Source organism: Pseudomonas sp. E315 (assembly GCF_055406205.1).
Genome location: NZ_JBUZPJ010000005.1, coordinates 219,185 through 244,034, shown reverse-complemented (window position 1 = coordinate 244,034; position 24,850 = coordinate 219,185). Strand labels below are relative to the sequence as shown.

General features: G+C 55.3%; 24 protein-coding genes. 15 read left to right on the top strand and 9 right to left on the bottom strand.

Annotated elements, in window-relative coordinates; genetic code table 11:
* Window positions 1-133: 133 nt before the first annotated feature.
* From ACZRJQ_RS10055 to ACZRJQ_RS10035, 5 genes are all read left to right on the top strand, one after another.
* Entirely contained in the window at window positions 134-418 is a 285-nt protein-coding gene (locus tag ACZRJQ_RS10055; protein WP_463978204.1) for a hypothetical protein, read from the top strand.
* A gap of 85 nt (window positions 419-503) precedes the next feature.
* Window positions 504-668: a DUF1328 domain-containing protein gene (locus tag ACZRJQ_RS10050; protein ID WP_019828122.1), complete on the top strand. Its 165-nt coding sequence runs from the start codon at window positions 504-506 to the stop codon at window positions 666-668.
* Between the two features lie 2 nt (window positions 669-670).
* Window positions 671-1,135, top strand: coding sequence for an inhibitor of vertebrate lysozyme family protein (locus ACZRJQ_RS10045; RefSeq protein ID WP_463978203.1), 465 nt, complete (start codon window positions 671-673; stop codon window positions 1,133-1,135).
* A gap of 556 nt (window positions 1,136-1,691) precedes the next feature.
* Complete coding sequence (gene gltP, locus ACZRJQ_RS10040) at window positions 1,692-3,011, top strand: glutamate/aspartate:proton symporter GltP (RefSeq protein ID WP_463978202.1); 1,320 nt, start codon at window positions 1,692-1,694, stop codon at window positions 3,009-3,011.
* A 105-nt stretch (window positions 3,012-3,116) separates the two neighbouring features.
* The gene (locus ACZRJQ_RS10035) at window positions 3,117-4,346 is read left to right on the top strand and encodes a nucleoside recognition domain-containing protein (RefSeq protein ID WP_463978201.1); all 1,230 of its coding nucleotides are present in this window, start codon (window positions 3,117-3,119) and stop codon (window positions 4,344-4,346) included.
* A gap of 374 nt (window positions 4,347-4,720) precedes the next feature.
* On the opposite strand, the gene ACZRJQ_RS10030 is transcribed toward ACZRJQ_RS10035, so the two are convergent.
* The 8 genes from ACZRJQ_RS10030 to ACZRJQ_RS09995 form a co-directional block, all read right to left on the bottom strand.
* Complete coding sequence (locus ACZRJQ_RS10030) at window positions 4,721-5,347, bottom strand: ABC-type transport auxiliary lipoprotein family protein (protein WP_463978200.1); 627 nt, start codon at window positions 5,345-5,347, stop codon at window positions 4,721-4,723.
* Complete coding sequence (locus tag ACZRJQ_RS10025; RefSeq protein WP_463978199.1) at window positions 5,344-6,282, bottom strand: MlaD family protein; 939 nt, start codon at window positions 6,280-6,282, stop codon at window positions 5,344-5,346. The genes ACZRJQ_RS10030 and ACZRJQ_RS10025 overlap by 4 nt, the downstream gene beginning before the upstream one ends.
* A gap of 1 nt (window position 6,283) precedes the next feature.
* Entirely contained in the window at window positions 6,284-7,075 is a 792-nt protein-coding gene (locus ACZRJQ_RS10020) for an ABC transporter ATP-binding protein (RefSeq protein WP_463978300.1), read from the bottom strand.
* A gap of 8 nt (window positions 7,076-7,083) precedes the next feature.
* Window positions 7,084-8,214, bottom strand: a complete 1,131-nt coding sequence (locus ACZRJQ_RS10015; protein ID WP_463978198.1) for an MlaE family lipid ABC transporter permease subunit — start codon at window positions 8,212-8,214, stop codon at window positions 7,084-7,086.
* Between the two features lie 79 nt (window positions 8,215-8,293).
* Window positions 8,294-9,337: a DUF5924 family protein gene (locus ACZRJQ_RS10010; protein WP_463978197.1), complete on the bottom strand. Its 1,044-nt coding sequence runs from the start codon at window positions 9,335-9,337 to the stop codon at window positions 8,294-8,296.
* 103 nt (window positions 9,338-9,440) lie between these two features.
* Window positions 9,441-10,091: a TetR/AcrR family transcriptional regulator gene (locus ACZRJQ_RS10005; protein WP_463978196.1), complete on the bottom strand. Its 651-nt coding sequence runs from the start codon at window positions 10,089-10,091 to the stop codon at window positions 9,441-9,443.
* A 47-nt stretch (window positions 10,092-10,138) separates the two neighbouring features.
* On the bottom strand, window positions 10,139-10,894 hold the full coding sequence (locus ACZRJQ_RS10000) for a carbonic anhydrase (protein ID WP_463978195.1): 756 nt from the start codon (window positions 10,892-10,894) through the stop codon (window positions 10,139-10,141).
* 217 nt (window positions 10,895-11,111) lie between these two features.
* A complete protein-coding gene (locus ACZRJQ_RS09995; RefSeq protein ID WP_463978194.1) occupies window positions 11,112-12,488 on the bottom strand; it encodes a glutamine synthetase family protein in 1,377 nt (458 codons plus the stop codon).
* 278 nt (window positions 12,489-12,766) lie between these two features.
* Here ACZRJQ_RS09995 and ACZRJQ_RS09990 point away from each other — a divergent pair, with 278 nt between their 5' ends.
* The 8 genes from ACZRJQ_RS09990 to ACZRJQ_RS09955 all read left to right on the top strand — a co-directional run bounded on the left by ACZRJQ_RS09990 (window position 12,767) and on the right by ACZRJQ_RS09955 (window position 22,040).
* Window positions 12,767-13,543: a gamma-glutamyl-gamma-aminobutyrate hydrolase family protein gene (locus tag ACZRJQ_RS09990; RefSeq protein WP_463978193.1), complete on the top strand. Its 777-nt coding sequence runs from the start codon at window positions 12,767-12,769 to the stop codon at window positions 13,541-13,543.
* Between the two features lie 36 nt (window positions 13,544-13,579).
* Entirely contained in the window at window positions 13,580-14,938 is a 1,359-nt protein-coding gene (locus tag ACZRJQ_RS09985) for a glutamine synthetase family protein (RefSeq protein ID WP_463978192.1), read from the top strand.
* 69 nt (window positions 14,939-15,007) lie between these two features.
* On the top strand, window positions 15,008-16,372 hold the full coding sequence (locus tag ACZRJQ_RS09980; RefSeq protein WP_463978191.1) for an aspartate aminotransferase family protein: 1,365 nt from the start codon (window positions 15,008-15,010) through the stop codon (window positions 16,370-16,372).
* Between the two features lie 184 nt (window positions 16,373-16,556).
* Window positions 16,557-17,669: a polyamine ABC transporter substrate-binding protein gene (locus ACZRJQ_RS09975; RefSeq protein ID WP_463978190.1), complete on the top strand. Its 1,113-nt coding sequence runs from the start codon at window positions 16,557-16,559 to the stop codon at window positions 17,667-17,669.
* 260 nt (window positions 17,670-17,929) lie between these two features.
* Entirely contained in the window at window positions 17,930-19,024 is a 1,095-nt protein-coding gene (locus ACZRJQ_RS09970) for a polyamine ABC transporter substrate-binding protein (protein ID WP_463978189.1), read from the top strand.
* Window positions 19,025-19,093: 69 nt separating this feature from the next.
* Window positions 19,094-20,236, top strand: coding sequence for a polyamine ABC transporter ATP-binding protein (gene potA / locus ACZRJQ_RS09965; RefSeq protein WP_235573964.1), 1,143 nt, complete (start codon window positions 19,094-19,096; stop codon window positions 20,234-20,236).
* Window positions 20,233-21,153 (top strand): ABC transporter permease subunit, encoded by a 921-nt coding sequence (locus ACZRJQ_RS09960; RefSeq protein ID WP_029611643.1) that lies wholly within the window; start codon window positions 20,233-20,235, stop codon window positions 21,151-21,153. The genes potA and ACZRJQ_RS09960 overlap by 4 nt, the downstream gene beginning before the upstream one ends.
* A complete protein-coding gene (locus ACZRJQ_RS09955) occupies window positions 21,150-22,040 on the top strand; it encodes an ABC transporter permease subunit (protein ID WP_463978188.1) in 891 nt (296 codons plus the stop codon). The genes ACZRJQ_RS09960 and ACZRJQ_RS09955 overlap by 4 nt, the downstream gene beginning before the upstream one ends.
* A gap of 139 nt (window positions 22,041-22,179) precedes the next feature.
* On the opposite strand, the gene ACZRJQ_RS09950 is transcribed toward ACZRJQ_RS09955, so the two are convergent.
* Window positions 22,180-22,560, bottom strand: coding sequence for a COG4315 family predicted lipoprotein (locus tag ACZRJQ_RS09950; RefSeq protein WP_463978187.1), 381 nt, complete (start codon window positions 22,558-22,560; stop codon window positions 22,180-22,182).
* Window positions 22,561-22,711: 151 nt separating this feature from the next.
* On the opposite strand from ACZRJQ_RS09950, the gene phoB reads away from it, so the two are divergent.
* Window positions 22,712-23,404 (top strand): phosphate regulon transcriptional regulator PhoB, encoded by a 693-nt coding sequence (phoB, locus tag ACZRJQ_RS09945; RefSeq protein ID WP_463978186.1) that lies wholly within the window; start codon window positions 22,712-22,714, stop codon window positions 23,402-23,404.
* A 44-nt stretch (window positions 23,405-23,448) separates the two neighbouring features.
* A complete protein-coding gene (gene phoR, locus ACZRJQ_RS09940; protein ID WP_463978185.1) occupies window positions 23,449-24,771 on the top strand; it encodes a phosphate regulon sensor histidine kinase PhoR in 1,323 nt (440 codons plus the stop codon).
* Window positions 24,772-24,850: the final 79 nt, after the last annotated feature.

Below are 24,850 nucleotides of genomic sequence, written 5' to 3'. Positions count from 1 at the left end.
GATTTATAAGGGTTTATTTAATAGATAAAAGCTGGCATGGCGCATGCAATAACTCTTGTATCGAAGTCGATCAGGCCCGCAACGGTCGGTGACGCTCTTCCAGCAATGACCACTCAGTGGCAGGAGTTTGAGCATGAATAGCCAAGATTTAGCCCGCATGCGTATTTCTTCATCGCACCTGCAGCAAGGCTTGTTCGCCAGTCTCGCGCTGTTGGTGACGCTGATTGGTGGTCAGCAACTGGTTCGCTGGGAGCAGGCAACTGCACCTACCAACGTTGTGCTGCATCAGCCTGTGACTCAACAACATTTCAGCGCGGCGACTTCAAGCACCTATGCCGCTGGAGGTTACGAACTGATGGCCTCTGACGAAACACGCGTCGCGAATTCGCAGCCCACACCTGAACGTTGGGTGTTTTAAGTGTTCACAACCTTGAGACCCCAGTGGGGCGTCAAGTGGTAGCAACCGCATCACCCCCTTTTAGAACAGCAATAAGGAGAATCACATGTTGAGTTGGGCAATTACCTTCCTGATTATCGCCATCATCGCTGCAGTACTGGGCTTTGGTGGTATCGCGGGCACCGCTACGGGTATCGCCAAGATTCTCTTTGTTGTGTTCTTGGTGATGTTTGTTGTGTCCTTTATTTTTGGCCGTCGTGGTCGAGGGTGAAGATGTTCAACCGATCCGTTAAGACGTTGGCCGCTGCCCTGTTGATGGGCAGCAGCGCCATGACACTGGCCGCTAATGACGGCCAGTCACGTGCCAGCGAACTGCTAAACGACCCGGTTTACCGAAACACCTGGCAAAAGGTCGTCCAAAACGAGGAGCGTCTGCCCGAGTGGGTGATGAATCTGTCGGGCAGTGCCCAGCAGATGAATGGCGTGGTTGAAGACGGGGATCAGTATTTAGTCGGTCCTTTGTGTGAAACCGAGCAGACCTGTTCAAGCAAGCGGCTGATTGTCGCTGTCAGCTTTGACAAGAAGGACGCTTACGCCATGTTGGTGGAAGTCCCTGCCGGTTTACCGTCAGACAAATCCCCAACACGCCATGCCGATTACCGATTTTTGGGTCAGCCTGATGCGGGTATGCAATCCCTGCTCAAAGAGCAGCTAAAAAAAGACCCTAATTGGTACTGAGCATTGAATTGGGCTGTACGAACTTTCTACACAAAAAAGCCAAGGGTTTACCTTGGCTTTTTTGTGGGCGAGGTCCTGAGGTTTGTCGGTAATTCCTTATCTGCACTCATTTTTTTTAAAAAGTATGTGGCTTGGACTAGGCTCTCAAACGTCGACCGTATATCGACTAGTAGCAAAATGATTACTTAGTTATTTCCGATTTGTGTTGTCGGATATTTCCAAAGTGCGTGGGCGTTTTTTCTCTGTGCCCCGACTTGAAAAATACCTTGAAACAGCCGGTATACGGCGGTTATGTCGTCTATTCTCAGCTTGCACTCTTCCGTGAATAAGAGGTCTTGTCGGACAAAACCCATGCCGATTCGGCATAGGGTAGGCGTTTACGGCATTAGACGGCTTCCTCTTGCATGGGAATAGTTGCGCCTTTTTTCGCCTGCCAAAGAGCTTGTCTGGCTCGGTTTGGGCGACCTTCTACGGGGGTAGAGGCTTTTGGTTTTTGCGCTTTCGAGCGCTCTAGTCTCAGCCTCTACCCGAGTCCACTTGAAGTAAGGGTAATGACATGAAGAAGGCAAAACTTAGCCTCGCCTGGCAGATCCTAATCGGTCTGGTCCTCGGGATTGCAATCGGCGCGCTGCTCAACCATTTCAGTGCTGAAAAGGCCTGGTGGATCAGTAACGTTCTGCAACCTGCAGGCGATATCTTTATCCGTCTGATCAAGATGATCGTAATCCCAATCGTGATTTCTTCACTGGTTGTCGGGATTGCAGGCGTGGGGGATGCGAAGAAGCTGGGTCGCATCGGTCTTAAAACCATCATTTACTTCGAGGTGGTAACCACCATCGCGATTCTGGTTGGTTTGGTGCTGGCGAACGTGTTCCAGCCGGGCGCCGGTATCGACATGAGTACCTTGGGTACGGTCGATATCTCTAAATACGCAGCCACGGCCGCCGAAGTGACGCATGAACATGCGTTCATCGAAACCATCCTTAACCTGATCCCATCGAACATCTTCGCGGCTATGGCTCGCGGTGAGATGCTGCCGATCATCTTCTTCTCGGTATTGTTTGGGCTTGGTTTGTCGAGCTTGAATGCTGAACTGCGCGACCCGCTGGTGAAAACCTTCCAGGGCGTGTCTGAGTCGATGTTCAAAGTGACTCACATGATCATGAACTACGCGCCAATCGGTGTGTTTGCGCTGATCGCCGTGACGGTCGCCAACTTCGGTTTTGCCTCGCTGGTGCCATTGGCCAAGTTGGTAGTGCTGGTTTACGTGGCTATTCTGTTCTTCGCCTTTGTGGTGCTGGGGCTGATTGCCAAGCTGTTCGGCTTCTCTGTATTCAAGCTGATTCGCATCTTCAAAGATGAGTTGGTACTGGCTTACTCCACCGCCAGCTCCGAAACCGTGTTGCCACGTGTGATCGAGAAGATGGAAGCCTACGGTTCTCCGAAAGCTATTTGCAGCTTCGTGGTTCCAACCGGTTACTCGTTCAACCTTGACGGTTCGACCCTGTACCAGAGCATCGCGGCCATCTTTATCGCTCAGTTGTACGGCATCGACTTGTCGATCAGCCAACAACTGCTGCTGGTACTGACCCTGATGGTTACCTCCAAAGGTATCGCCGGCGTGCCGGGCGTATCCTTCGTGGTACTGCTGGCCACATTGGGCAGCGTGGGTATTCCCCTCGAAGGTCTGGCCTTCATTGCGGGTGTTGACCGTGTGATGGACATGGCACGTACTGCGCTGAACGTGATTGGTAACGCCTTGGCGGTACTGGTGATCTCGCGTTGGGAAGGCATGTACGACGACGCCAAAGGCGAGCGCTACTGGAACTCGCTGCCGCACTGGCGCACCAAAGAAGCCCTGCCTAAAGGCGAATAATCGTCGCACGGTAGCTGGACTCCCACAGACCCCGGACTTGTCCGGGGTTTGTTGTTTCTGGGGGTTGGCCGCTATCATTCGCAGCATCTTTCAGGAGTTCTCTCGATGCTCAACGGCCTATGGCTCAGCTTCTTCGTCGTCGCCACCGTGTCGGCGCTCGCCCAATGGCTGGTGGGCGGCAATGCCGGGATCTTCGCGGCGATCGTCGAAAGCATCTTCGCCATGGCCAAGTTATCGGTTGAGGTGATGATTCTGTTGTTTGGCACCCTGACCCTATGGCTGGGCTTTTTGCGTATTGCCGAAAAAGCCGGGATCGTCGATTGGCTGGGCAGAGCCTTGGGGCCGTTGTTTAAGCGCCTGATGCCCGAAGTGCCGCCCGGTCACCCCGCATTGGGCTTCATCACCCTGAACTTCGCTGCCAACGGTCTGGGGCTGGACAACGCGGCCACACCTATCGGCCTCAAGGCCATGCGTGCGTTGCAAGAGCTAAATCCCAGCCCTACCAGCGCCAGCAATGCACAAATCTTGTTCTTGGTGCTCAATGCCTCCTCCTTGACGCTGTTGCCGGTGACGATATTTATGTATCGCGCTCAGCAAGGCGCGGCAGACCCGACGCTGGTGTTCTTGCCGATCCTGTTGGCCACTAGCGCCTCGACGCTTGTAGGGTTGCTCTCGGTGGCGTTCATGCAGCGCTTGCGGCTGTGGGACCCGGTAGTGCTGGCGTATTTAGTGCCGGGTGCATTGATCCTGGGTGGGTTTATGGCGTTGTTGGCAGGGCTGTCTGCCACGGCGTTGGCCAGCTTGTCTTCAATCCTTGGCAACCTGACGTTGTTCGGGCTGATCATGCTGTTTTTGGTGATTGGCGCATTACGCAAGGTCAAGGTCTACGAAGCATTCGTCGAGGGAGCCAAAGAAGGCTTCGACGTGGCCAAGAATTTACTGCCGTATCTGGTAGCGATGTTGTGCGCGGTGGGCGTGCTGCGAGCGTCCGGGGCGTTGGATTTCGGGCTGGACGGCATTCGCCATGCGGTTGAATGGTTGGGTTGGGACACACGCTTTGTCGACGCACTGCCCACGGCGATGGTCAAACCGTTTTCGGGTAGTGCGGCGCGGGCCTTGCTGATTGAAACCATGCAGACCCAAGGTGTGGACAGCTTCCCGGCGTTGGTGGCTGCGACGGTTCAGGGCAGTACCGAAACCACGTTTTATGTATTGGCGGTGTACTTCGGTGCTGTCGGCATCCAGCGCGCCCGGCATGCCGTAGGTTGCGCCTTGCTGGCAGAATTTTCCGGCGTAGTGGCCGCGATTGGCGTGTGCTACTGGTTCTTCGGCTAACCCGATCTCTTTAATCACTGTCGAGTAATGAAGGCTGAGATCGGGCGCGTAGCGTCCGCAAGCCCGGCAGCTGTGTGTGACTGCACCACCGCAGGGTCTGATCTACGACTGCTGCGCAGCCGATCGCAGCCTTCGGCAGCTCCTACACGAAGTGTGTGCCACAGATTTTGAGGCTAACCGGGTCTCTGTAGTCGCTGTCGAGTAATGAAGGCTGCGATCGGGCGCGTAGTGTCCGCAAGCCCGGCAGCTGTGCGTGACTGAGCCACCGCAGGGTCTGATCTACGACTGCTGCGCAGCCGATCGCAGCCTTCGGCAGCTCCTACACGAAGTGTGTGCCACAGGTTTTGAGGCTAACCGTACCTCGAATGTTGGTTTCAGCGCTGCGCTTGCCCTTGTTGCAGCACCCATTGCACCACTTGCGGCATGAGGGTGTCGGTGGCTTGGCCGAAACCTGCCACAACGCCAGGCACTAGCGGGTTGCTGAGCGGTTGGCGTGCCTCAAAGCGGCGGGTCGCAAGTACGCGCTGATCGCTGCTACGCACCAGACGGGCGTTGTACTGGATCAGCACTTCGGGGGTTTTGCCGTTGTAGTGGGTCTGAAACGCTAGCAAATCACCCCCTAACTCGTAATCAGCCTGCAAGTTGCTGTCGTCGGTGCTGAGCCCTTTGATTCGGCCATCCTGTAAAAACGCATCGAGCAAGCGATTGCGCACTAAAACAGGGGCCGGGTCGCTCCAGCGTGCGCCTTTGTAGTTGCTGATCAGGTTGCCTTCAGGCACTACGGCAATGTTTTGGCTGTTGAGGGCATTGCTGGCCATTGCCTTGTTCAGCCGCAACGACCAAGTGACTGGCGCACCATGATTGGCCGCTACCGGCGCCTGCGCATACGGCAGCCAATACACATCCACCTGCTCGGGTTTGGGCAGGATCGAACACGCACTGAGCAGGCTCAGGCTGGCGGCCAGAAGAAGTGGTCCCGCGAAGCGATAAGTACGACTCATGGCGTGAATTCCTTGTTCTGTTCGCGGCCCAGCAAGTAACCGCTCGGATTTGCTTCCAGTCGCCGCGAAATCGAACGCAACGTACTGAGGGTTTCGCGCAGCTCATTAACTGCCGGGCCCAGTTGATTGAGCCCTTGCAGCCCGCTGTTTAGCGATTCTTCATTGTTGTTGAGCAAGGTGTTGATCGTCGCGCTGCTGTGTTCCAGCGACTTCATCGCTTGCTCGGCGCTGCTGAACATCTGTTTGCCTTGGGTACTCACCAGACCATTGGCGTTGCGCATCAACGTGGTGGTTTGCTCCAGTGCACTGCTGGCCTGTTTGCCAACCTGCGACAGTTGCTTCAGCGTTTGGCTGATGTCGCCGCGCTGGCTGGAAATGGCGGTGGTGGTTTGCTCAAGATTTTCCAGCGTTTTACTGACACGCTCGACGTTATCGGGCGAAAACAGGGCATTGGCGTTGTGCAGCAGCATGTTGACGTTAGCCATCATGTCGGTGCCGTCCGTCAGCAACCGGGCGATGGGCGACGGTGTAGCGATCAGCACGGGCAGCTTGCCGTCCTTGCCTTTGAGCGGTGGGCTATTTGGATCGCCGCCACTGAGTTGAATGATCGAGGTGCCTGTTACACCGGTCAGTGCGAGTTTGGCCTTGGTGTCGACTTTGACCGGAGTGCCTGCGGCCAGTCGGATGCGAGCCAATACGCGGCGCGGGTCTTTAACGTCCAGACGCAGTTCTATGACGTCACCGACCTTGATCCCGTTGTATTGCACCGAGCTGCCTTTGGACAAACCACTAACGGCCTCGTTGAACACCACTTCGTAATCCTTGAACGTGCTGTCCATGCTCGCTTTGGCCAGCCATAGGCCAAACAGCATGGCGCCGACAATAACCAGCACGCTGAACAAGCCAATCAATACATGATGGGCACGGGTTTCCATGTCATTGCTCCTTACGCTGGGTTGCCGCTTCATACGCGGCGCGGCCACGGGGGCCATGGAAATATTCATGAATCCACGGGTCGTCGTAGTTCTCGACTTGCGCGATGGGCTCTGCCACCAATACCCGTTTTTGCGACAGCACCGCCACTCGGTCAGTGATGGTGTACAGCGTGTCGAGGTCGTGGGTGACAAGAAAAACACTCAGACCCAGCGCATCGCGCAAGGTCAGAATCAGTTGATCGAACGCGGCAGCGCCAATCGGATCAAGCCCGGCAGTGGGTTCGTCGAGAAACAGGATGTCCGGGTCCAGGGCTAGCGCTCGGGCCAATGCGGCGCGCTTGACCATTCCGCCCGACAACGAAGACGGGTACTTATCAGCGGCAGACAAAGGCAGCCCTGCCAGTGCCAGCTTCACGCAGGCCAGGTGCTCGGCGTCGAGGCGGCTAAGGCCTGCATGTTCAATCAAGGGCAGGGCGATGTTTTCCGTCACGGTCAGAGACGAGAACAGCGCACCTTTTTGAAACAACACACCAAACCGACGTTCAATCAGCGAACGCTCAGCTTCGTGCAGGCTCATCAGGTCTTGGCCAAACACGCGCACTTGGCCTTCAGTGGGCCGGCGCAGGCCGACAATGCTGCGCAACAGCACGGATTTACCCGTGCCTGAGCCGCCCACAACACCCAAAATCTCGCCTTTATACACATCCAGGTCGAGATTCTCGTGCACCGTTTGACTGCCAAATCGGTTGCACAGGCCGCGCACTTCAATCACCGCGTCGCGGGTCTTGCTCAGTGACGTACTCACCAGCCCATCTCCATGAAGAACAACGCGGCCACGGCGTCGAGAACAATCACGATAAAGATCGATTGCACCACGCTTGAGGTCGTATGAGCACCCACGGACTCGGCGCTGCCGCTGACTTTGAAGCCTTCAAGGCAACCGACCGCGGCAATCAGAAAAGCAAAGAACGGGGCTTTGACCATCCCGACTAAAAAGTGTTGAACGCCGATGTCAGAGTGCAGCAGCGAAATGAACATATCGGGGGAAATCCCCAGCGACACGATGCACACCACAGCGCCACCGAGAATGCCGGCCATCATGGCCAGAAAGGTCAGCAAGGGCAGGGCGATCAATAAGGCAAGCACCCGCGGCAACACTAGCAAGTCCATTGGGTCGAGACCCAAGGTGCGGATGGCATCAATTTCTTCATTGGCCTTCATCGAGCCAATTTGTGCGGTAAAAGCACTGGCCGTGCGCCCCGCCAGCAAGATGGCGGTGAGTAGGACGCCAAACTCACGCAAGAAGGAAAACGCCACAAGGTCGACAGTAAATATCCCCGCGCCAAAGTTGGCCAGTACGGTGGCACCCAAAAATGCCACGACGGCGCCCACCATAAAGGTCAGCAAGACCACGATGGGGGCGGCGTTGAGCCCAATTTGCTCGATATGCGCAACAACGGGGGTGATGCGCCACTGTTTGGGACGCAATACATTGCGGGCCAGGGTTTGCAGGATCAGGCCGATAAAACCCAGCAGTTGCAGCGTGTCTTGCCACAGCTTGTACACCGCGCTGCCAATGCGGCTCAGCAGTTGGATGCCGATATTGCGCTCGGCCACTTTGGCCGGCACGCAGAAGTCACGCATCGAGGAATAGACCGTTTGCAACAGCGCTTGGTCAGCAGCAGGGAGTTTGGAGGTGGTGCCCGCCAGTTGGCTGAGGCGCTCGGCGCCCAGCAATTCGACTAGCAGCGAGGCGCCCGCCGTGTCGAGTCGGGACACTTCATCAAGGTCGACTTGAGTGTGGTCGTCGTACTGACCCGCAAGCTGATCGGTCAGCTTTTTCAGTTGTGCGTAATGGGCCAGCGTCCATTGGCCACTGATGTGCAGCCGAGCCGGATTGCTTGTGGTGTCTAGTTGGGCATTGCCAGCCATAGCAGTGATGATCGTAAGCTCCCAGCTCAGTTCGCTTAAACGCAGAGCTTATGTAATAGCACAGTCTCGCAATCGTGCATCAGTTTGCCTGAGTTACAGGTGTCGGGGATTGATCTGCGTCGGTTACTCGAAAGCGCAGCACGCCAATCATTTGCCCGTCTTCGGTGAGCACCCGCACTTGCCAGCGCCCAACTGGGTTCGGTGGGAAGTTTAGCTTGTGAGTCCAGGCTCGATAGCCTTCTTTGCGGCCCCCGTGAATATCCAGCGCAATGCGGTCAACCTCTCGGCCATTGAGTTGCCAAACATGATAAATCCGCTCATTCAGGCCCCGTGGTGCATTGATCGAGGTGTAGGCGTACAGACCACGGCTGCGCAGTTCATTGACGCTTATTCGTTTGATACTTTCGCCCGGCGTGCGGTCTTGCAGTTGGGTGGTGACAGCCACTTCTGTCATCCACAGCGTGGCGGGTGGCACCCAGGAGCGCAGTAACCAACCAGTGCCACCCAGCGCCAGCACGATCAGTGGCAATACGAGCCAGCCGCGCAGGGTTTTGAGCGGCAGGCTAACAGCCAAACTCGGGATGGACAGCACCACGGCTGTGCCCAATGCGAGTTTGTAGCTCTGAGCGGTAGTCAGGCTGAAAATGATTGGCAGCGCAGTCAGCAGGGCGGCAAACAGGGTCAGGGTATGCAGCCCTAAAAAAAGCCAGCGTTTGGGGGCCAGCCATCTGTAATACAGCGGGTCGGTGATGGACACCAAGGCCGCAGCGCCGAGCAAGCCGGTAAACACCAACTGCCCGCTGTTCCAAGTAGTGGTGATGAAGAAAAACGGCAGCACAAAGAACAGACTTTCCTGATGGATCATCTGCGTGGCATAGCGCAACAGAGGGGGTGGAATTTCGCGTTTGAACACGCGACGGAAGAGCTGGGTGAAGCTGTTTTCCAGCATCAACCACAGCCAACTCACCAGCAGGATGACTGCAATCCAGCGCGCCATGCCTTGCTGGCGATCAACCAAGATGAAACTGCCCACACCCGAGCAAAAGCCGAACAGTGCAATCAGCCCAGGGTAGCGCCTCATTAACTCAAGGACGCGCTCTAGGTAGTGGTTCCAGTTTGGCATTCGATGGTTCGCATTCTGTGTGGGAAAAATCTTCGACAGAATAGCGTTTTAGTGAAGGGTACGTTTGAGACTTTGAGCCCTGACGCTGACTTGGCTATGTCGCTTAAAAGGCCTCTAGCAAGGGTATTTGGCGCTTAGGTAAGAAAGGCGGCAAATACAGCCCCAAGTACGCATCAAACACCCGTAAACCTTCTTCGGCCATGCGTGGGGTGATGTGCCCATGCAGTTGGATGGAGCGAGCATACACGCGGTCGCCCAGCTCCATCGCCAGAGCAAAAACATCGACGTCTTGCGGCAGGACTGGCAATTCAAAATGACGCATGAATAAGGCGTGCATTAAGTGGCCCAGCTCTAGGTCGTGCTGATGATCGGCCTGGGCCACTTCGCTCAAGCCGTGCTGGGCCAGAATAAGCTGACGGGCGGCAGCATCGTCGCTGTAAATCGTCAGCATACGCAGCTCGACAATGCGCGACAGGTCACGCCAGCTATTCAATTGTTCATGAGCAATGTGGGCCTGCAGACATGCCCGAAATGCTGCGTGAACATCGCCTGTTAGCGCTTCAAGCAAGGCGGGAACACCCGCAAAAAAGTGGTACACCGAGGACGGCGGAATATCGGCGCGCTCGGCAACGCTATAAATCGAGAGGCTGGAGACGCCTTCGGCTGCCAGCAAGGTACGGGCGGCGTCGAGGATTGCATCAATGCGGTCTTGACTGCGTGCGCGGGGCTTTCGAGGGGTAGCGGTACGCGTCATGTGTGTCTCCTGCTGGGCAGCAGGCATTGTACGAGTCGGGTCAGGTGTTAGCCACTGACCTGTATGGTGCGCTTATTGAGAGGCTGTACGGGGCGAGCATTCATTGGGAACAGTAATTGAAAAGTGATCAATTGTTCTTCGGACACAGAGAGAGGTGTTTTCAGTACCTTCCACTCGATACCTTCGGTGCAAGGCGGGGTGGTCAGCGAACCTTCGTAGGCATAGTAATCACGCTCAGCAGGAAACAGGCCGGCAATGTCGAGGTTCCCGAGCGTAAATGCGTCATCTTTGTGCCTTGGCAATACAGCCAACAAAGGCGCCAGCGTATTGTTTTCGGCACCCATTTCAAAAAAAGTAGCGACCACGACCTGTTTGCCCGCTTTATTGCGATACAGCATATGCCCTGCTAATGGATAGGTCTGGCCGTTTATTTGCGTTTCACTGGGGGTGTGCAGGTGCATTTGCTCAAATGTGTAGTCATCAGAAGTAGAGTCGGTCTTTAGTGTGATATGCCCCTCGGCATCCGATTTCACTTCAAGGGTATGGCCATTATTTTTGACGGTTGCAGGCCCGGGCTTGAAATCGATTTCCAGTACGGGCAGTTCAGCGTTGTGCGTCATTTCAATATTGATGGGCGATTGCATTTTTCCGGAACTACACAGTGCGTAATCTGGGTCCAGTTCACCCCACGCCTCTGCTTGTGTTGGGCCTACGTAACTCCAGACGGCAGGCTCTGCAAGTGTTTGAAGGCTCGTTAACAGACAGATAACGCAAAGAAGCGCGGCATTGATACGAAACTTCATAGTGATGTTCTTCGCGACAAGAGGGCGATAGTGACAACCGAGTGCATGGGTGTTGGTTGGTCAATTGGGTTGCGATCTTGAGCGCTGGAACGACATTTTGATGTAAGGCATTTCTTTATATGGGCGAGTTATTTCAGATTATTTCTCTGCTGTGACTCACCCATAAAAAAACGCCGCAGGCATTGGGCCTGCGGCGTTTTTGTACAACGGTTATTGCTTACACAGTATGCAGATACCAGTTGTATTCGAGGTCGGAGATGGAGTGTTCAAACTCTTCCAGCTCGCTCTCTTTACAGGCGACAAAAATATCGATGTATTTCGGGTCGATATATTTGGCCATGACTTCGCTGTCATCCAACTCACGCAGTGCATCACGCAGGTTGTTAGGCAGGCTTTGCTCGTGTTGCTCGTAGGAGTTGCCTTCTACGGGCGGTGGAGGCTCGATCTTGTTGGTCAGGCCGTGGTGAACGCCCGCCAGAACCGAAGCCATCAACAAGTACGGGTTGGCATCAGCGCCAGCAACCCGGTGTTCCAGACGCACGGAGTCAGCTGAGCCGGTCGGTACGCGCAAGGCGACCGTTCGGTTGTCCAGACCCCAGCACGGCGAGTTCGGCACGTAGAACTGTGCGCCGAAACGGCGGTACGAGTTGACGTTAGGGCAAAGGAACGCCATTTGCGCCGGTAGGGTCTCCAGCACACCGCCGATCGCGTGACGCAATGCGGCGTTCTGCTCGGGATCCTCGCTGGCAAAAATGTTTTTGCCTTCTTTGTCCAGAATCGAAATATGTACGTGTAACCCGTTGCCCGCCTGGCCCGGATAAGGCTTGGCCATGAAGGTGGTGTCCATCTCATGGTCGTAGGCGATGTTTTTGATCAGGCGTTTAAGCAGTACCGCGTAGTCGCAGGCCTTAATCGGGTCGGCAACGTGGTGCAGGTTCACTTCGAACTGCGCCGGGGCACTTTCTTTAACGATGGCGTCAGCCGGGATGCCTTGCTCTTTCGCACCTTCCAGAATGTCCTGGAGGCAGTCGACGTATTCGTCGAGATCGTCGATCAGGTAAACCTGAGTCGAATGCGGGCGTTTGCCAGAGATCGGCGAGCGTGGAGGTTGTGGGCGGCCGTTCACGTTCTCCTGGTCGATCAGGTAGAACTCAAGTTCGAAAGCGGCGCAGATGGTCAGGCCCATATCGTCAAACTTGGTAACAACTTGACGCAGCACTTCGCGCGGATCGGCGAAGAAAGGTTCACCTTCGAGTTCGTGCATGGTCATTAGCAGTTGCGCGGTTGGGCGCTTTTGCCAAGGCTCGTTGCACAGGGTGTCAGGGATTGGATAACAGATTCGGTCTGCGTCACCGATATCCAGACCCAGACCGGTGCTTTCCACCGTTGAGCCATTGATGTCCAGAGCAAATAAAGAGGCTGGCAGGTTGATGCCTTTCTCGTAAACCTTGTGGAGGCTGGTGCGTTCAATGCGCTTACCGCGCACTACACCATTCATATCCGCAATTAGAAGGTCAACGTACAGAACCTCAGGATGTTCCTTAAGGAACGCGTTCGCTTCATTCAGCTGAACGGCACGCGGGGGTACCGACATGATGCAACACCTTTGTTGTTAAAAATATCAATCATTGAGCGCTACGGGTTTCAGTCAACCCGAACGGCATACCGAAGTCAAGCAGCCTATTTTTTGCCCTTAAAAAGCGCTTAAAGGCCATTTTTGAGCCTTTTTAGGGCGCCTTTTGTCTTTTGAAAACCTTGCCGCCCGCAGGCTAAAGCGGGCCGTATTGTATTTTTTACGGGGGTGTTGTGTAAAAAAATGAACAAGGCTAAGCTCGATTAAAACCCATAACAGCAATAATACCGGGGTGTTACATGTCACGCCTGCCGTTAATCGGCGTTACCGCCTGCACCAAGCAGATCGGTTTGCATCCTTATCACATCACTGGCGATAAGTACGTGCGAGCAGTCGCGGTGGCAGCCAAAGGCTTGCCTTTGATCCTTCCGTCATTGGCGGAACTGATTGATCCGACCGATATTCTTAACGGTCTGGATGGCCTGCTATTTACCGGGTCTCCTTCCAATATTGAACCTCATCTCTATCACGGCCCTGCCAGCGCGCCCGGCACGCTGCATGATCCTGACCGTGATCGCACTACACTCCCCTTGATTCGTGCGGCATTGGCAGCGGGCGTTCCGGTGCTCGGTATTTGCCGCGGCTTTCAAGAGTTGAATGTAGCCCTCGGTGGCTCACTTCACCAGAAACTGCACGAAGTCGAAGGCTTTATAGAGCATCGCGAAGACCCGAGTGCGCCTGTTGAGGTGCAGTACGCGCCCAGCCATGCCATGCACGTTCAACCTGGCGGTGTATTGGCCGGTTTGGGCTTGCCCGCAGAGTTCGAGGTCAACTCGATTCATACCCAAGGTATTGAACGCGTAGCTCCTTGCCTGCGGGTAGAAGCCACTGCACCAGACGGCTTGGTCGAAGCCGTGTCGGTTGAAGGCGGCAAGGCTTTTGCTTTAGCTGTTCAGTGGCACCCCGAATGGCAGGTAAGCTCTAACCCGATTTACCTCGCTATCTTTCAGGCATTTGGCGATGCCTGTAGAAAGCGTGCAACACAACGCGACGCCGATGCGTCAGTAAACGCCTGACTTATTCAAGTCAGGACACTCAGCCCAGAGGCATTTATGAGTAACAACCTCGACCAGCTCACCGATTGGTTGAAAGACCACAAGATCACAGAAGTCGAATGCATGATCGCCGACCTCACCGGGATTACTCGCGGTAAGATTTCGCCGACCAACAAGTTCATTGCCGAAAAAGGCATGCGCCTGCCCGAGAGCGTATTGCTGCAAACCGTTACGGGCGACTACGTCGAAGACGACATCTATTACGAACTCCTCGATCCGGCTGACATCGACATGGTGTGCCGCCCCGACGAGAACGCAGTATTTCTCGTACCTTGGGCCATTGAGCCCACAGCACAGGTGATTCACGACACCTACGACAAGCAGGGCAACCCCATTGAGTTGTCGCCGCGTAACGTGCTTAAAAAGGTACTCAAACTCTATGCCGACCACGGCTGGCAGCCGATTGTGGCGCCAGAAATGGAGTTTTACCTGACCAAGCGCAGCGACGATCCTGACTACCCGTTGCAGCCGCCTGTTGGGCGCTCCGGGCGTCCAGAAACAGGCCGTCAGTCCTTCTCTATTGAAGCGGCCAACGAATTCGACCCGTTGTTCGAAGACGTTTACGACTGGTGCGAACTGCAAGAACTGGATCTGGACACGTTGATTCACGAAGACGGCACGGCACAGATGGAAATCAACTTCCGTCACGGCGACGCGCTGTCGCTGGCCGACCAGATTCTGGTGTTCAAGCGCACCATGCGTGAAGCCGCACTCAAGCATGACGTCGCTGCGACCTTTATGGCCAAGCCCATGACCGGCGAGCCGGGCAGCGCCATGCACTTGCACCAGAGCATCATCGATATCAACACCGGCAAAAACGTCTTCTCTAATGAAGACGGCACCATGAGCCAGCTGTTCCTCAACCACATCGGTGGCTTGCAGAAGTTCATCCCTGAACTGCTGCCATTGTTTGCGCCGAACGTGAACTCGTTCCGCCGCTTCTTGCCAGACACCTCGGCACCGGTGAACGTGGAGTGGGGCGAAGAAAACCGCACCGTGGGTCTGCGTGTGCCGGATGCCGGCCCGCAAAACCGTCGGGTTGAAAACCGCTTGCCGGGGGCCGACGCCAACCCGTATCTGGCCATTGCTGCCAGCTTGTTGTGTGGCTACATCGGCATGGTCGAAAGCATCAACCCAAGCGCGCCTGTTGTGGGGCGTGGGTATGAGCGTCGTAACTTGCGCTTGCCGTTGACCATTGAAGACGCATTGGAGCGGATGGAAAACAGCAAGACCATCGAGAAGTACCTGGGTACCAAGTTCATTGCCGGTTACGTAGCGGTCAAACGTGCTGAGCATGAAAACTTCAAGCGCGTCATCAGTTCGTGGGAGCGGGAATTCCTGCTGTTCGCCGTCTGACACGCCCGTCTGACATTGGGAACGCTGCGCCGGGAAGGCGCAGCACCCACACTGAAAAAGGAGAGCTGTATGACTAACAAGAACCCGCAAACACTCGCTTGGCAAAATCTGAGTAACGATCACCACCTGGCGCCCTTCAGTGACTTTAAACAACTGAAAGAAGTCGGCCCGCGCATCATCACTACCGCCAAAGGCGTGTACCTGTGGGACAGCGAAGGGAACAAGATTCTCGACGGCATGGCGGGCCTGTGGTGTGTAGCCATTGGTTATGGCCGTGACGAGCTGGCCGATGCTGCCAGCAAGCAAATGCGTGAACTGCCTTATTACAACCTGTTTTTCATGACCGCTCACCCGCCTGTGCTTGAGCTGTCCAAGGTTATTGCCGAGGTTGCTCCTGAAGGCATGAACCATGTGTTCTTCACCGGTTCCGGTTCTGAAGGCAACGACACCATGCTGCGCATGGTTCGCCACTACTGGGCGATCAAGGGCCAACCGAACAAGAAAGTCATCATCAGCCGCAAAAACGGCTACCACGGCTCGACCGTGGCGGGCGCCAGCCTGGGCGGCATGACGTATATGCACGAACAGGGCGACTTGCCGATTCCGGGCATTACGCACATCCCGCAGCCTTACTGGTTCGGTGAAGGCGGCGACATGTCCCCGGAAGAGTTCGGTATCTGGGCGGCCAATCAGTTAGAAGAAAAAATCCTAGAAATCGGCGTTGATAACGTCGGTGCTTTTATTGCTGAGCCGATTCAGGGCGCAGGCGGTGTGATTATCCCGCCAGACACCTACTGGCCGCGCATCAAAGAAATTCTCGCCAAGTACGACATCTTGTTCGTGGCTGACGAAGTTATTTGTGGTTTTGGTCGCACAGGTGAGTGGTTCGGTAGCGATTTCTACGGCCTTAAACCAGACATGATGACCATCGCCAAGGGCCTGACCTCGGGTTACATCCCGATGGGTGGCCTGATCGTGCGCGACGAAGTAGTTGCTGTGCTGAACGAAGGTGGCGATTTCAACCACGGGTTTACCTACTCGGGTCACCCGGTAGCGGCTGCCGTGGCGCTGGAAAACATCCGCATCCTGCGTGAAGAAAAAATTATCGAGAAGGTTCATGCCGAAACGGCACCGTATTTGCAAAAGCGTTTACGCGAACTGAACGATCACCCGTTGGTGGGCGAAGTGCGCGGTGTGGGCCTGTTGGGTGCCATCGAGTTGGTACAAGACAAAGCCACGCGCAAACGTTATGAAGGCAAAGGTGTTGGCATGATCTGCCGCCAGTTCTGCTTTGATAACGGTCTGATCATGCGTGCTGTTGGCGACACCATGATCATTGCGCCGCCGCTGGTGATCAGCAAAAGCGAGATTGATGAGCTGGTGACCAAGGCTCGCAAGTGCCTGGATCTGACCTTGGAAGCACTGCAAGGTTGACTGCTAGGCTCAGAGCGCAAGACAACCAAGCATTTAATGTAGGTAATTGCGCTCCAAGCCTTAAGAATCAAGGCTCTTCCCTTGAAAGCTTGCCCCTGATCTTGCCAGACTAGCCGCCGGCTTTAGTCACCCTGAGTTCAGGTCGCTGAATCGGTGGTTTAAAAGAACAATTGGAGCATTACAGATGAAGGCATCAGGTTTTAAGAAAGCTGGCAAAACTCTTCTCGCCCTGTCCTTGATGGGTGTGATGGCTGGGGCAGCGCAAGCGGCAGATAAAGTGCTGCACATCTATAACTGGTCCGATTACATCGCACCTGAAACCGTCAAAAAATTTGAAGACCAGACCGGTATCAAAGTGGTTTATGACGTGTTCGATAGTAACGAGACCCTTGAGGCCAAGTTGCTAGCGGGCAAGTCCGGTTACGACATTGTCGTGCCGTCCAACAACTTTCTGGCCAAGCAGATCAAAGCCGGGGTTTATCAGGAGCTGGACAAGTCCAAGCTGCCTAACTGGAAAAACCTCGACGAACAGTTGCTCAAGGCCGTGGGCGATGCCAGTGATAAAGGCAACCAATACGCGTTCCCGTACATGTGGGGCACCATCGGCATTGGCTACAACCCTGAAAAAGTCAAAGCAGCACTGGGTGTCGACACCATTGATTCCTGGGACGTGCTGTTCAAGCCAGAGAACGCTGCCAAGCTTAAAAGCTGCGGCATAAGCGTCCTGGACTCGCCGACCGAAATGATTCCGGCGGCACTGCATTACTTGGGCTACCCGACCAACACGCAAGACAAGAAGCAACTGGCAGAAGCTGAAGCTTTGTTCATGAAGGTTCGCCCTTCAATTGGTTACTTCCACTCCTCCAAGTACATTTCGGACCTGGCCAACGGCAACATCTGCGTGGCCGTGGGCTACTCGGGTGACATTGAGCAGTCGATCTCGCGTGCCAAAGAAGCCGGTGGCAAGGTCAAGCTGGACTACGTCATTCCGAAAGAAGGTGCTGGCAGCTTCTATGACATGGTCGCCATCCCTAAAGATGCCGAGAACGTTGATGCCGCTTACGCGTACATGAACTTCTTGATGCAGCCAGAAATCATGGCTGAAATCACTAACAGCGTGCGCTTCCCGAACGGTAACAAGGCTGCCACACCATTGGTGAATAAAGACATCTCTGGCGACCCGTCCATTTACCCGTCGGATGAAGTAAAAGACAAGTTGTACGCCATCAGCGATTTGCCCGCTGGCACGCAGCGTCTGTTGACCCGCAGCTGGACCAAAGTTAAATCGGGTAAATAACCCAAACCGTGTAGGAGCGAGCGCGCTCGCGAAGGTGTTATGGCGGCGACTCCGATAGATCGAGCGTCTGCATCGCGAACACGCTTGCTCCTGCCGAATTTGGTTGAAATAGCGTCAAAACAGGGTGTTACGGCAATAAATCGCAGAAAACTTTGCTGTGTCGGTTTATCGAGGGTAAGTTGCGCGCCGGTTTTGTGTTTGGCGGCTCAGCTGCCGTGTGACGCGGGCCACTCAGGCCCAACTATTTAGAGGACCATCACGTGTCTATATCTTTGTTTCGCAAGACCTTGCTGGTCGGAGCTGGTTTGACGCTTGCCGTCAGCGTACAAGCGGCACCCACCGTGCACATCTATAACTGGTCGGACTACATCGCACCGACCACGCTGGTCGATTTCGAGAAAGCCACTGGCATCAAACCGGTGTATGACGTCTTCGACTCCAATGAAACACTTGAAGGCAAACTGCTGGCCGGACGTACCGGTTATGACGTGGTCGTGCCGTCTAACCACTTCCTGGGCAAGCAGATCAAAGCGGGCGCATTCCAAAAGCTCGACAAGTCGCAGATGCCCAACTATTCCAACCTTGATCCTGCGTTGCTCAAGCGTCTTGAGCAAAACGATCCGGGCAACCTGTATGCCGTTCCGTACCTGTGGGGCACTAACGGCATCGGCTATAACGTCGACAAGGTCAAAGAAGTACTGGGCGTCGATTCCATCGACTCCTGGGACGTGGTGTTCAAGCCTGAAAACATGAAGAAGCTGCAAAGTTGCGGCGTAGCCTTCCTGGATTCGGCTGATGAAATGCTGCCCACCGTACTCAACTACTTGGGTCTGGATGCCAATAGCACCAACCCGAAAGACTACAAAAAAGCTGAAGAAACACTGATGTCGGTTCGCCCGTACGTCACCTACTTCCATTCTTCCAAATACATATCTGATCTGGCCAACGGCAACATCTGTGTCGCTATTGGCTTTTCTGGTGATGTGTTCCAAGCCAAGGCGCGTGCCGAAGAGGCTAAAAAGGGCGTCAACATCGCCTACATCGTGCCCAAGGAAGGCGGCGCCCTGTGGTTTGACATGCTGGCCATCCCCAAGGATTCCGGCAACGTCAAGGAAGCTCACACGTTCATCAACTACCTGCTCAAACCTGAAGTGATCGCTCAGGTCAGTGATTACGTTGGCTACGCCAACCCAAATCCTGCAGCAGACAAGGTGATGGACGAGTCTATACGTACCGATGAGGCGGTTTACCCAACCCAGGCGGTGCTGGACAAAACTTACGTTTCCACCGAACTACCCCCGAAAGTGCAACGTCTGATGACGCGCACGTGGACCAAGGTCAAGACGGGTAAATAGCTCGCAAGACCACCTATCCAAGGCCCGACTATCTAGGTCGGGCTGCTAAATTTGTTGGGAGTTTCGTAAATGGCTGTTGCCTCCGGCGCCTATAAGAAAGCCCTCGAGGGCGACCAGACCCCTAAACAGGTTCTGGTCAAAATCGACCGGGTCACGAAAAAATTCGACGAGACGATTGCCGTGGACGATGTGTCCCTGGAAATCAACAAAGGCGAAATTTTCGCCTTGCTCGGCGGATCGGGATCGGGCAAATCCACCTTGCTGCGTATGCTCGCCGGTTTCGAGCGCCCAACAGAGGGCCGCATTTTTCTGGATGGTGTCGACATCACTGACATGCCGCCTTACGAGCGGCCGATCAACATGATGTTCCAGTCTTACGCCTTGTTCCCGCACATGACGGTGGCGCAGAACATCGCTTTTGGTCTCAAGCAGGACAAAATGTCCAGCGCCGAGATCGACGCTCGCGTGGGCGAGATGCTCAAACTGGTCCACATGAGCCAGTACGCCAAGCGCAAGCCGCATCAGTTGTCCGGTGGCCAGCGTCAGCGTGTGGCCTTGGCTCGCTCGCTGGCCAAACGCCCGAAACTGCTGCTGCTCGACGAGCCGATGGGCGCCCTGGACAAAAAGCTGCGTTCACAAATGCAGCTTGAGCTGGTTGAGATCATCGAGCGTGTCGGCGTGACCTGCGTCATGGTGACCCACGATCAGGAAGAGGCCATGACTATGGCCCAGCGCATTGCGATCATGCACTTGGGCTGGATCGCCCAAATCGGTAGCCCGATCGACATCTACGAAACCCCGGTCAGCCGACTGGTGTGCGAGTTCATCGGCAACGTCAACTTGTTCGACGGTGAAGTGGTCGACGATGCCGAAGGCTATGCGCGCATTAAATGCCCGGAGCTGGAGAACGACATCTACGTCGGCCACGGCGTCAGCACGTCGGTGGAAGATAAGCACACCACCTACGCCATTCGCCCGGAAAAAATGCTCGTCACTACCGAGAAGCCGACCTGCGAATACAACTGGTCGCGCGGCAAAGTACACGACATCGCCTACCTTGGCGGGCACTCGGTGTTCTACGTCGAGCTGCCAAGCGGCAAGCTGGTGCAATCGTTTGTGGCTAACGCTGAACGTCGCGGCGCCCGTCCTACATGGGACGACGAAGTTTACGTGTGGTGGGAAGACGACAGCGGCGTGGTACTGCGCTCATGAACATGCGAAAGCTAAAACGCCGACTGCAACGAATAACCCCCGGTGGCCGTCATATGGTCATCGGGATTCCATTCCTGTGGCTGTTTTTGTTTTTCATGCTGCCGTTCTTCATCGTATTGAAGATCAGCTTTGCGGAAGCCGACGTCGCGATCCCGCCGTATACCGAGATTTACAGCTACGTTGACCAAAAGATTCAGGTGCTGCTAAACCTGGGTAACTACGCCATGTTGGGCGACGATGAGCTGTATATCGCCGCCTACTTGGGCTCATTGAAGATGGCCTTTTTCAGCACGCTGCTGTGCTTGCTGATCGGTTATCCGATGGCTTATGCCATCGCCAATGCGCGCAAAGAGATGCAAACCGTGCTGGTGCTGCTGATCATGATGCCGACCTGGACGGCGATTCTGATCCGCGTTTATGCGTGGATGGGCATCCTGAGCAACAACGGCCTGCTTAATGGCTTCTTGATGTCGATGGGCTGGATCAGCGAACCGTTGCAGATCCTTAACACCAACATCGCGGTGTATATCGGCATCGTTTATTCGTACCTGCCGTTTATGATCCTGCCGCTGTACGCCAACTTGGTTAAGCACGACACCAGCCTGCTGGAAGCTGCGTCTGACTTGGGTTCTAGCACTTTCAACAGCTTCTGGAAAATCACGGTTCCGTTGTCCAAAAACGGCATTATCGCCGGCTGCATGCTGGTGTTTATCCCGGTAGTGGGCGAGTTCGTGATCCCAGAACTGCTGGGCGGCCCAGAAACCCTGATGATCGGTAAAGTGTTGTGGCAAGAGTTCTTCAACAACCGTGACTGGCCGGTAGCGTCTGCGCTTGCTGTAGTAATGCTGGCGATCCTGATCGTGCCAATCATTCTGTTCAACCGCAGCCAGGCTAAAGAACTGGAGGGCAAGATATGAATCGCTTCCGTTTCTCAAGCTTTATGTTGGTCGCGGGGTTGGCGTTTATCTACCTGCCGATGCTGATTCTGGTGATCTACTCGTTCAACGCTTCCAAGCTTGTGACGGTGTGGGGCGGCTGGTCGCTGAAGTGGTACGTGGGCCTGCTGGACAACACCCAACTGATGGGTTCGGTGATGCGCTCGCTGGAAATCGCCTTGTACACGGCGATAGCCGCGGTAGCACTGGGCACCTTGGCGGCGTTTGTACTCACGCGCATCAGCCACTTCAAAGGCCGCACGCTGTTTGGTGGCTTGGTGACTGCGCCGTTGGTGATGCCCGAGGTGATTACCGGTCTGTCGCTGTTGCTGCTGTTCGTGGCGATGGCGCAGATGATTGGCTGGCCGCAAGAGCGAGGCATTGTCACCATCTGGATCGCCCACACCACGTTCTGTGCCGCCTATGTGGCGGTGGTGGTGTCAGCGCGGTTGCGTGAATTGGACATGTCGATCGAAGAAGCCGCTATGGACTTGGGTGCCAAGCCCTGGAAAGTATTCTTCTTGATCACCATTCCCATGATTGCGCCGTCATTGGCCGCTGGCGCGATGATGTCCTTTGCCTTGTCACTCGATGACTTGGTATTGGCCAGCTTCGTGTCCGGGCCGGGCTCTACGACCTTGCCGATGGAAGTGTTCTCGGCGGTGCGTCTGGGGGTTAAACCTGAGATCAACGCCGTGGCCAGCTTGATTTTGCTGGCAGTATCGCTGGTGACCTTCTTGGTGTGGTTCTTCAGCCGTCGCGCTGAAGAACACCGTAAAAAGGCCATCCAGCAAGCCATCGACGAAGCAGCCGCCGAGTCCTGGAAACAACCCGATGTACGCCGTCCGCAGTCGCCCAACGCGGCTTAAGACAGCACTATAAAAAACCTCGCGCTCTGTACAGGGCGCGAGGTTTTTTTATGTCCTCAACTCGTAGGAGCTGCCGCAGGCTGCGATCTTTTGATCTTTAAAAGACCGAAGCCTTGGCCAGTTACCACGGGTAAAGCGGTTAAGGCTTGGCCACTTTCCAAGCGCCGTCCATTTTGCCATCGCCCGTCCTATCACCGGCCTTCTTATCCATGATGAAGGTGTACAGCGGCTTGTTTTTATAGGCCCACTGCAACTGCTCATCATCGCGACTGATAACGCTCCACTTGCCCACTCCTTTATCGGTGCTTTCTGCTTTCAGTGGTGGCCAATTGGTTGCGCACTTGTCGTTGCACATGGATTTACCGTCCGCATCCTTGGCGAAGGTGTATAGCGTCATGCCTTGGTGATCGACCAGTACGCCATTTTTGACCATTGCAGGTTCGGCGGCGAATGCGAGCCCTGGCAAGGCCAACACCGCGCCAAGCAGTAGTGCCTTCAGGGAAAAAGAGCTGTAGCTCATCGGAATCGTCCTTTTTGCGTTTGTACGATTTGAACTCAAAGCGTAGTTCAGTAACCTGCATAGCGCGTCGAAGCCTGCGGCTGTCACACGACTGCAATATTTCCGTTATCTAATGCGCTTCAAGACAGTTTAATGACACGAGGATTACGGCATGGTTGGCAGGAGCATTCTGATCGTTGATGACGAGGCGCCGATTCGCGAGATGATCGCCGTGGCTCTGGAAATGGCAGGCTACGACTGCCTTGAAGCCGAGAATGCCCAAGACGCCCACGCAATCATCGTGGACCGCAAACCCGATCTGATTCTGCTGGACTGGATGCTGCCGGGCGGTACGTCTGGCATCGAGTTGGCACGTCGCCTTAAGCGCGAAGAGCTAACCACCGACATCCCGATCATCATGCTCACGGCCAAGGGTGAGGAAGACAACAAAATCCAGGGCTTGGAAGTGGGGGCGGATGATTACATCACCAAGCCTTTTTCCCCGCGTGAATTGGTCGCTCGTCTCAAGGCCGTGTTACGACGTGCTGGCCCAGCCGATGCCGAATCGCCGATTGAAATTGGTGGTTTGCTGCTTGATCCGGTCAGCCACCGTGTGACCATTGACGGCACGCCCGCTGAAATGGGGCCTACCGAATATCGCCTGCTACAGTTTTTTATGACGCACCAAGAGCGCGCCTACACCCGGGGCCAATTGCTCGACCAAGTGTGGGGCGGCAATGTTTATGTTGAAGAGCGCACCGTGGATGTTCACATCCGCCGACTGCGTAAAGCGCTCGGCGAGGTTTACGAGAATCTGGTACAAACCGTGCGCGGCACCGGTTATCGGTTTTCCACCAAAAGCTGATATCGGTCTAATTTGATCCAACGGCAAGCAAGGATCCGCGCGACGTGAATCAAAACTGGCATGGCACTCTGATTCGTCATTTGTTGCTTCTAATCACCGGCAGCCTGTTGATCGGGCTGATCAGCGGCTATTACGGCTGGAGTCTGGCCGTTGGTCTGGCGTTTTATCTGGGCTGGACACTTAAGCAACTGTTGCGCCTGCACGATTGGCTACGCCATCACCAACCCGATGAAGCGCCGCCTGATGGCTACGGGCTGTGGGGCGAAGTGTTCGACAGTATTTACCACCTGCAACGGCGCGACCAGCGGGTACGCGGTCGCCTGCAAGCGGTGATTGATCGCGTGCAAGAGTCCACGGCAGCGCTCAAGGACGCCGTGGTGATGCTCGACAGCGAAGGCAACCTCGAATGGTGGAACCGCGCCGCAGAGACCTTGCTGGGGCTCAAAACACCTCAAGACAGCGGCCAGCCAGTCAGCAACTTGGTGCGTCACCCGCGCTTCAAGGAATACTTCGAAAACGGTAACTACGCCGAACCGCTGGATATTCCGTCCCCGGTTAACGATCACCTGCGCATCCAGCTCTACATCACCCGCTACGGCAACAACGAACACCTGATGCTGGTGCGGGACGTCACGCGCCTGCATCAATTGGAGCAAATGCGCAAAGACTTCATCGCCAACGTCTCCCACGAGTTGCGCACGCCGCTGACAGTGATCTGCGGTTATCTAGAAACCCTGCTCGACAACGTTGACGACGTGAACCCGCGCTGGAAGAGGCCGTTGTCGCAAATGCAGCAACAAGGCGAGCGCATGCAAACCTTGCTCAACGACCTGTTGCTACTGGCCAAGCTTGAAGCAACGGACTATCCCTCAGACAACCAGCCCGTGGCTGTGGATACCTTGTTGCGCTCAATCAAGGGCGATGCACAGGCGTTGTCTGGCCAGCGCAACCAAACCATCACGCTGGACGTTGAAGCCGAGGCTGCGCTCAAGGGCAGTGAGGCCGAGTTGCGCAGTGCGTTTTCCAATCTGGTGTTCAACGCCGTTAAATACACGCCCGATGGCGGCAGTATTCGCATTCGTTGGTGGGCCGATGCGTCAGGCGCGCACTTGAGCGTGCAGGACTCGGGCGTGGGCATCGACAACAAGCATTTGCCGCGTCTGACTGAGCGCTTCTACCGCGTGGACTCCAGCCGTAACGCCAGTACCGGCGGCACCGGGCTTGGGCTGGCCATCGTCAAACATGTGCTGTTACGTCACCGCGGGAAGCTGGAAATCAGCAGTGTTTTGGGTCATGGCAGCACCTTTACCTGCCATTTCGCTCCCACTCAGGTGGCAAAAATGACCCTGACTAGCCTGACCGACTAGCCCCTGTAGCTTTTGCCTACTAGGCAAGGGCCGCATCAGCCAGTACATTGCTCGACCTGTGCCTGTTTTTCAGGTATTT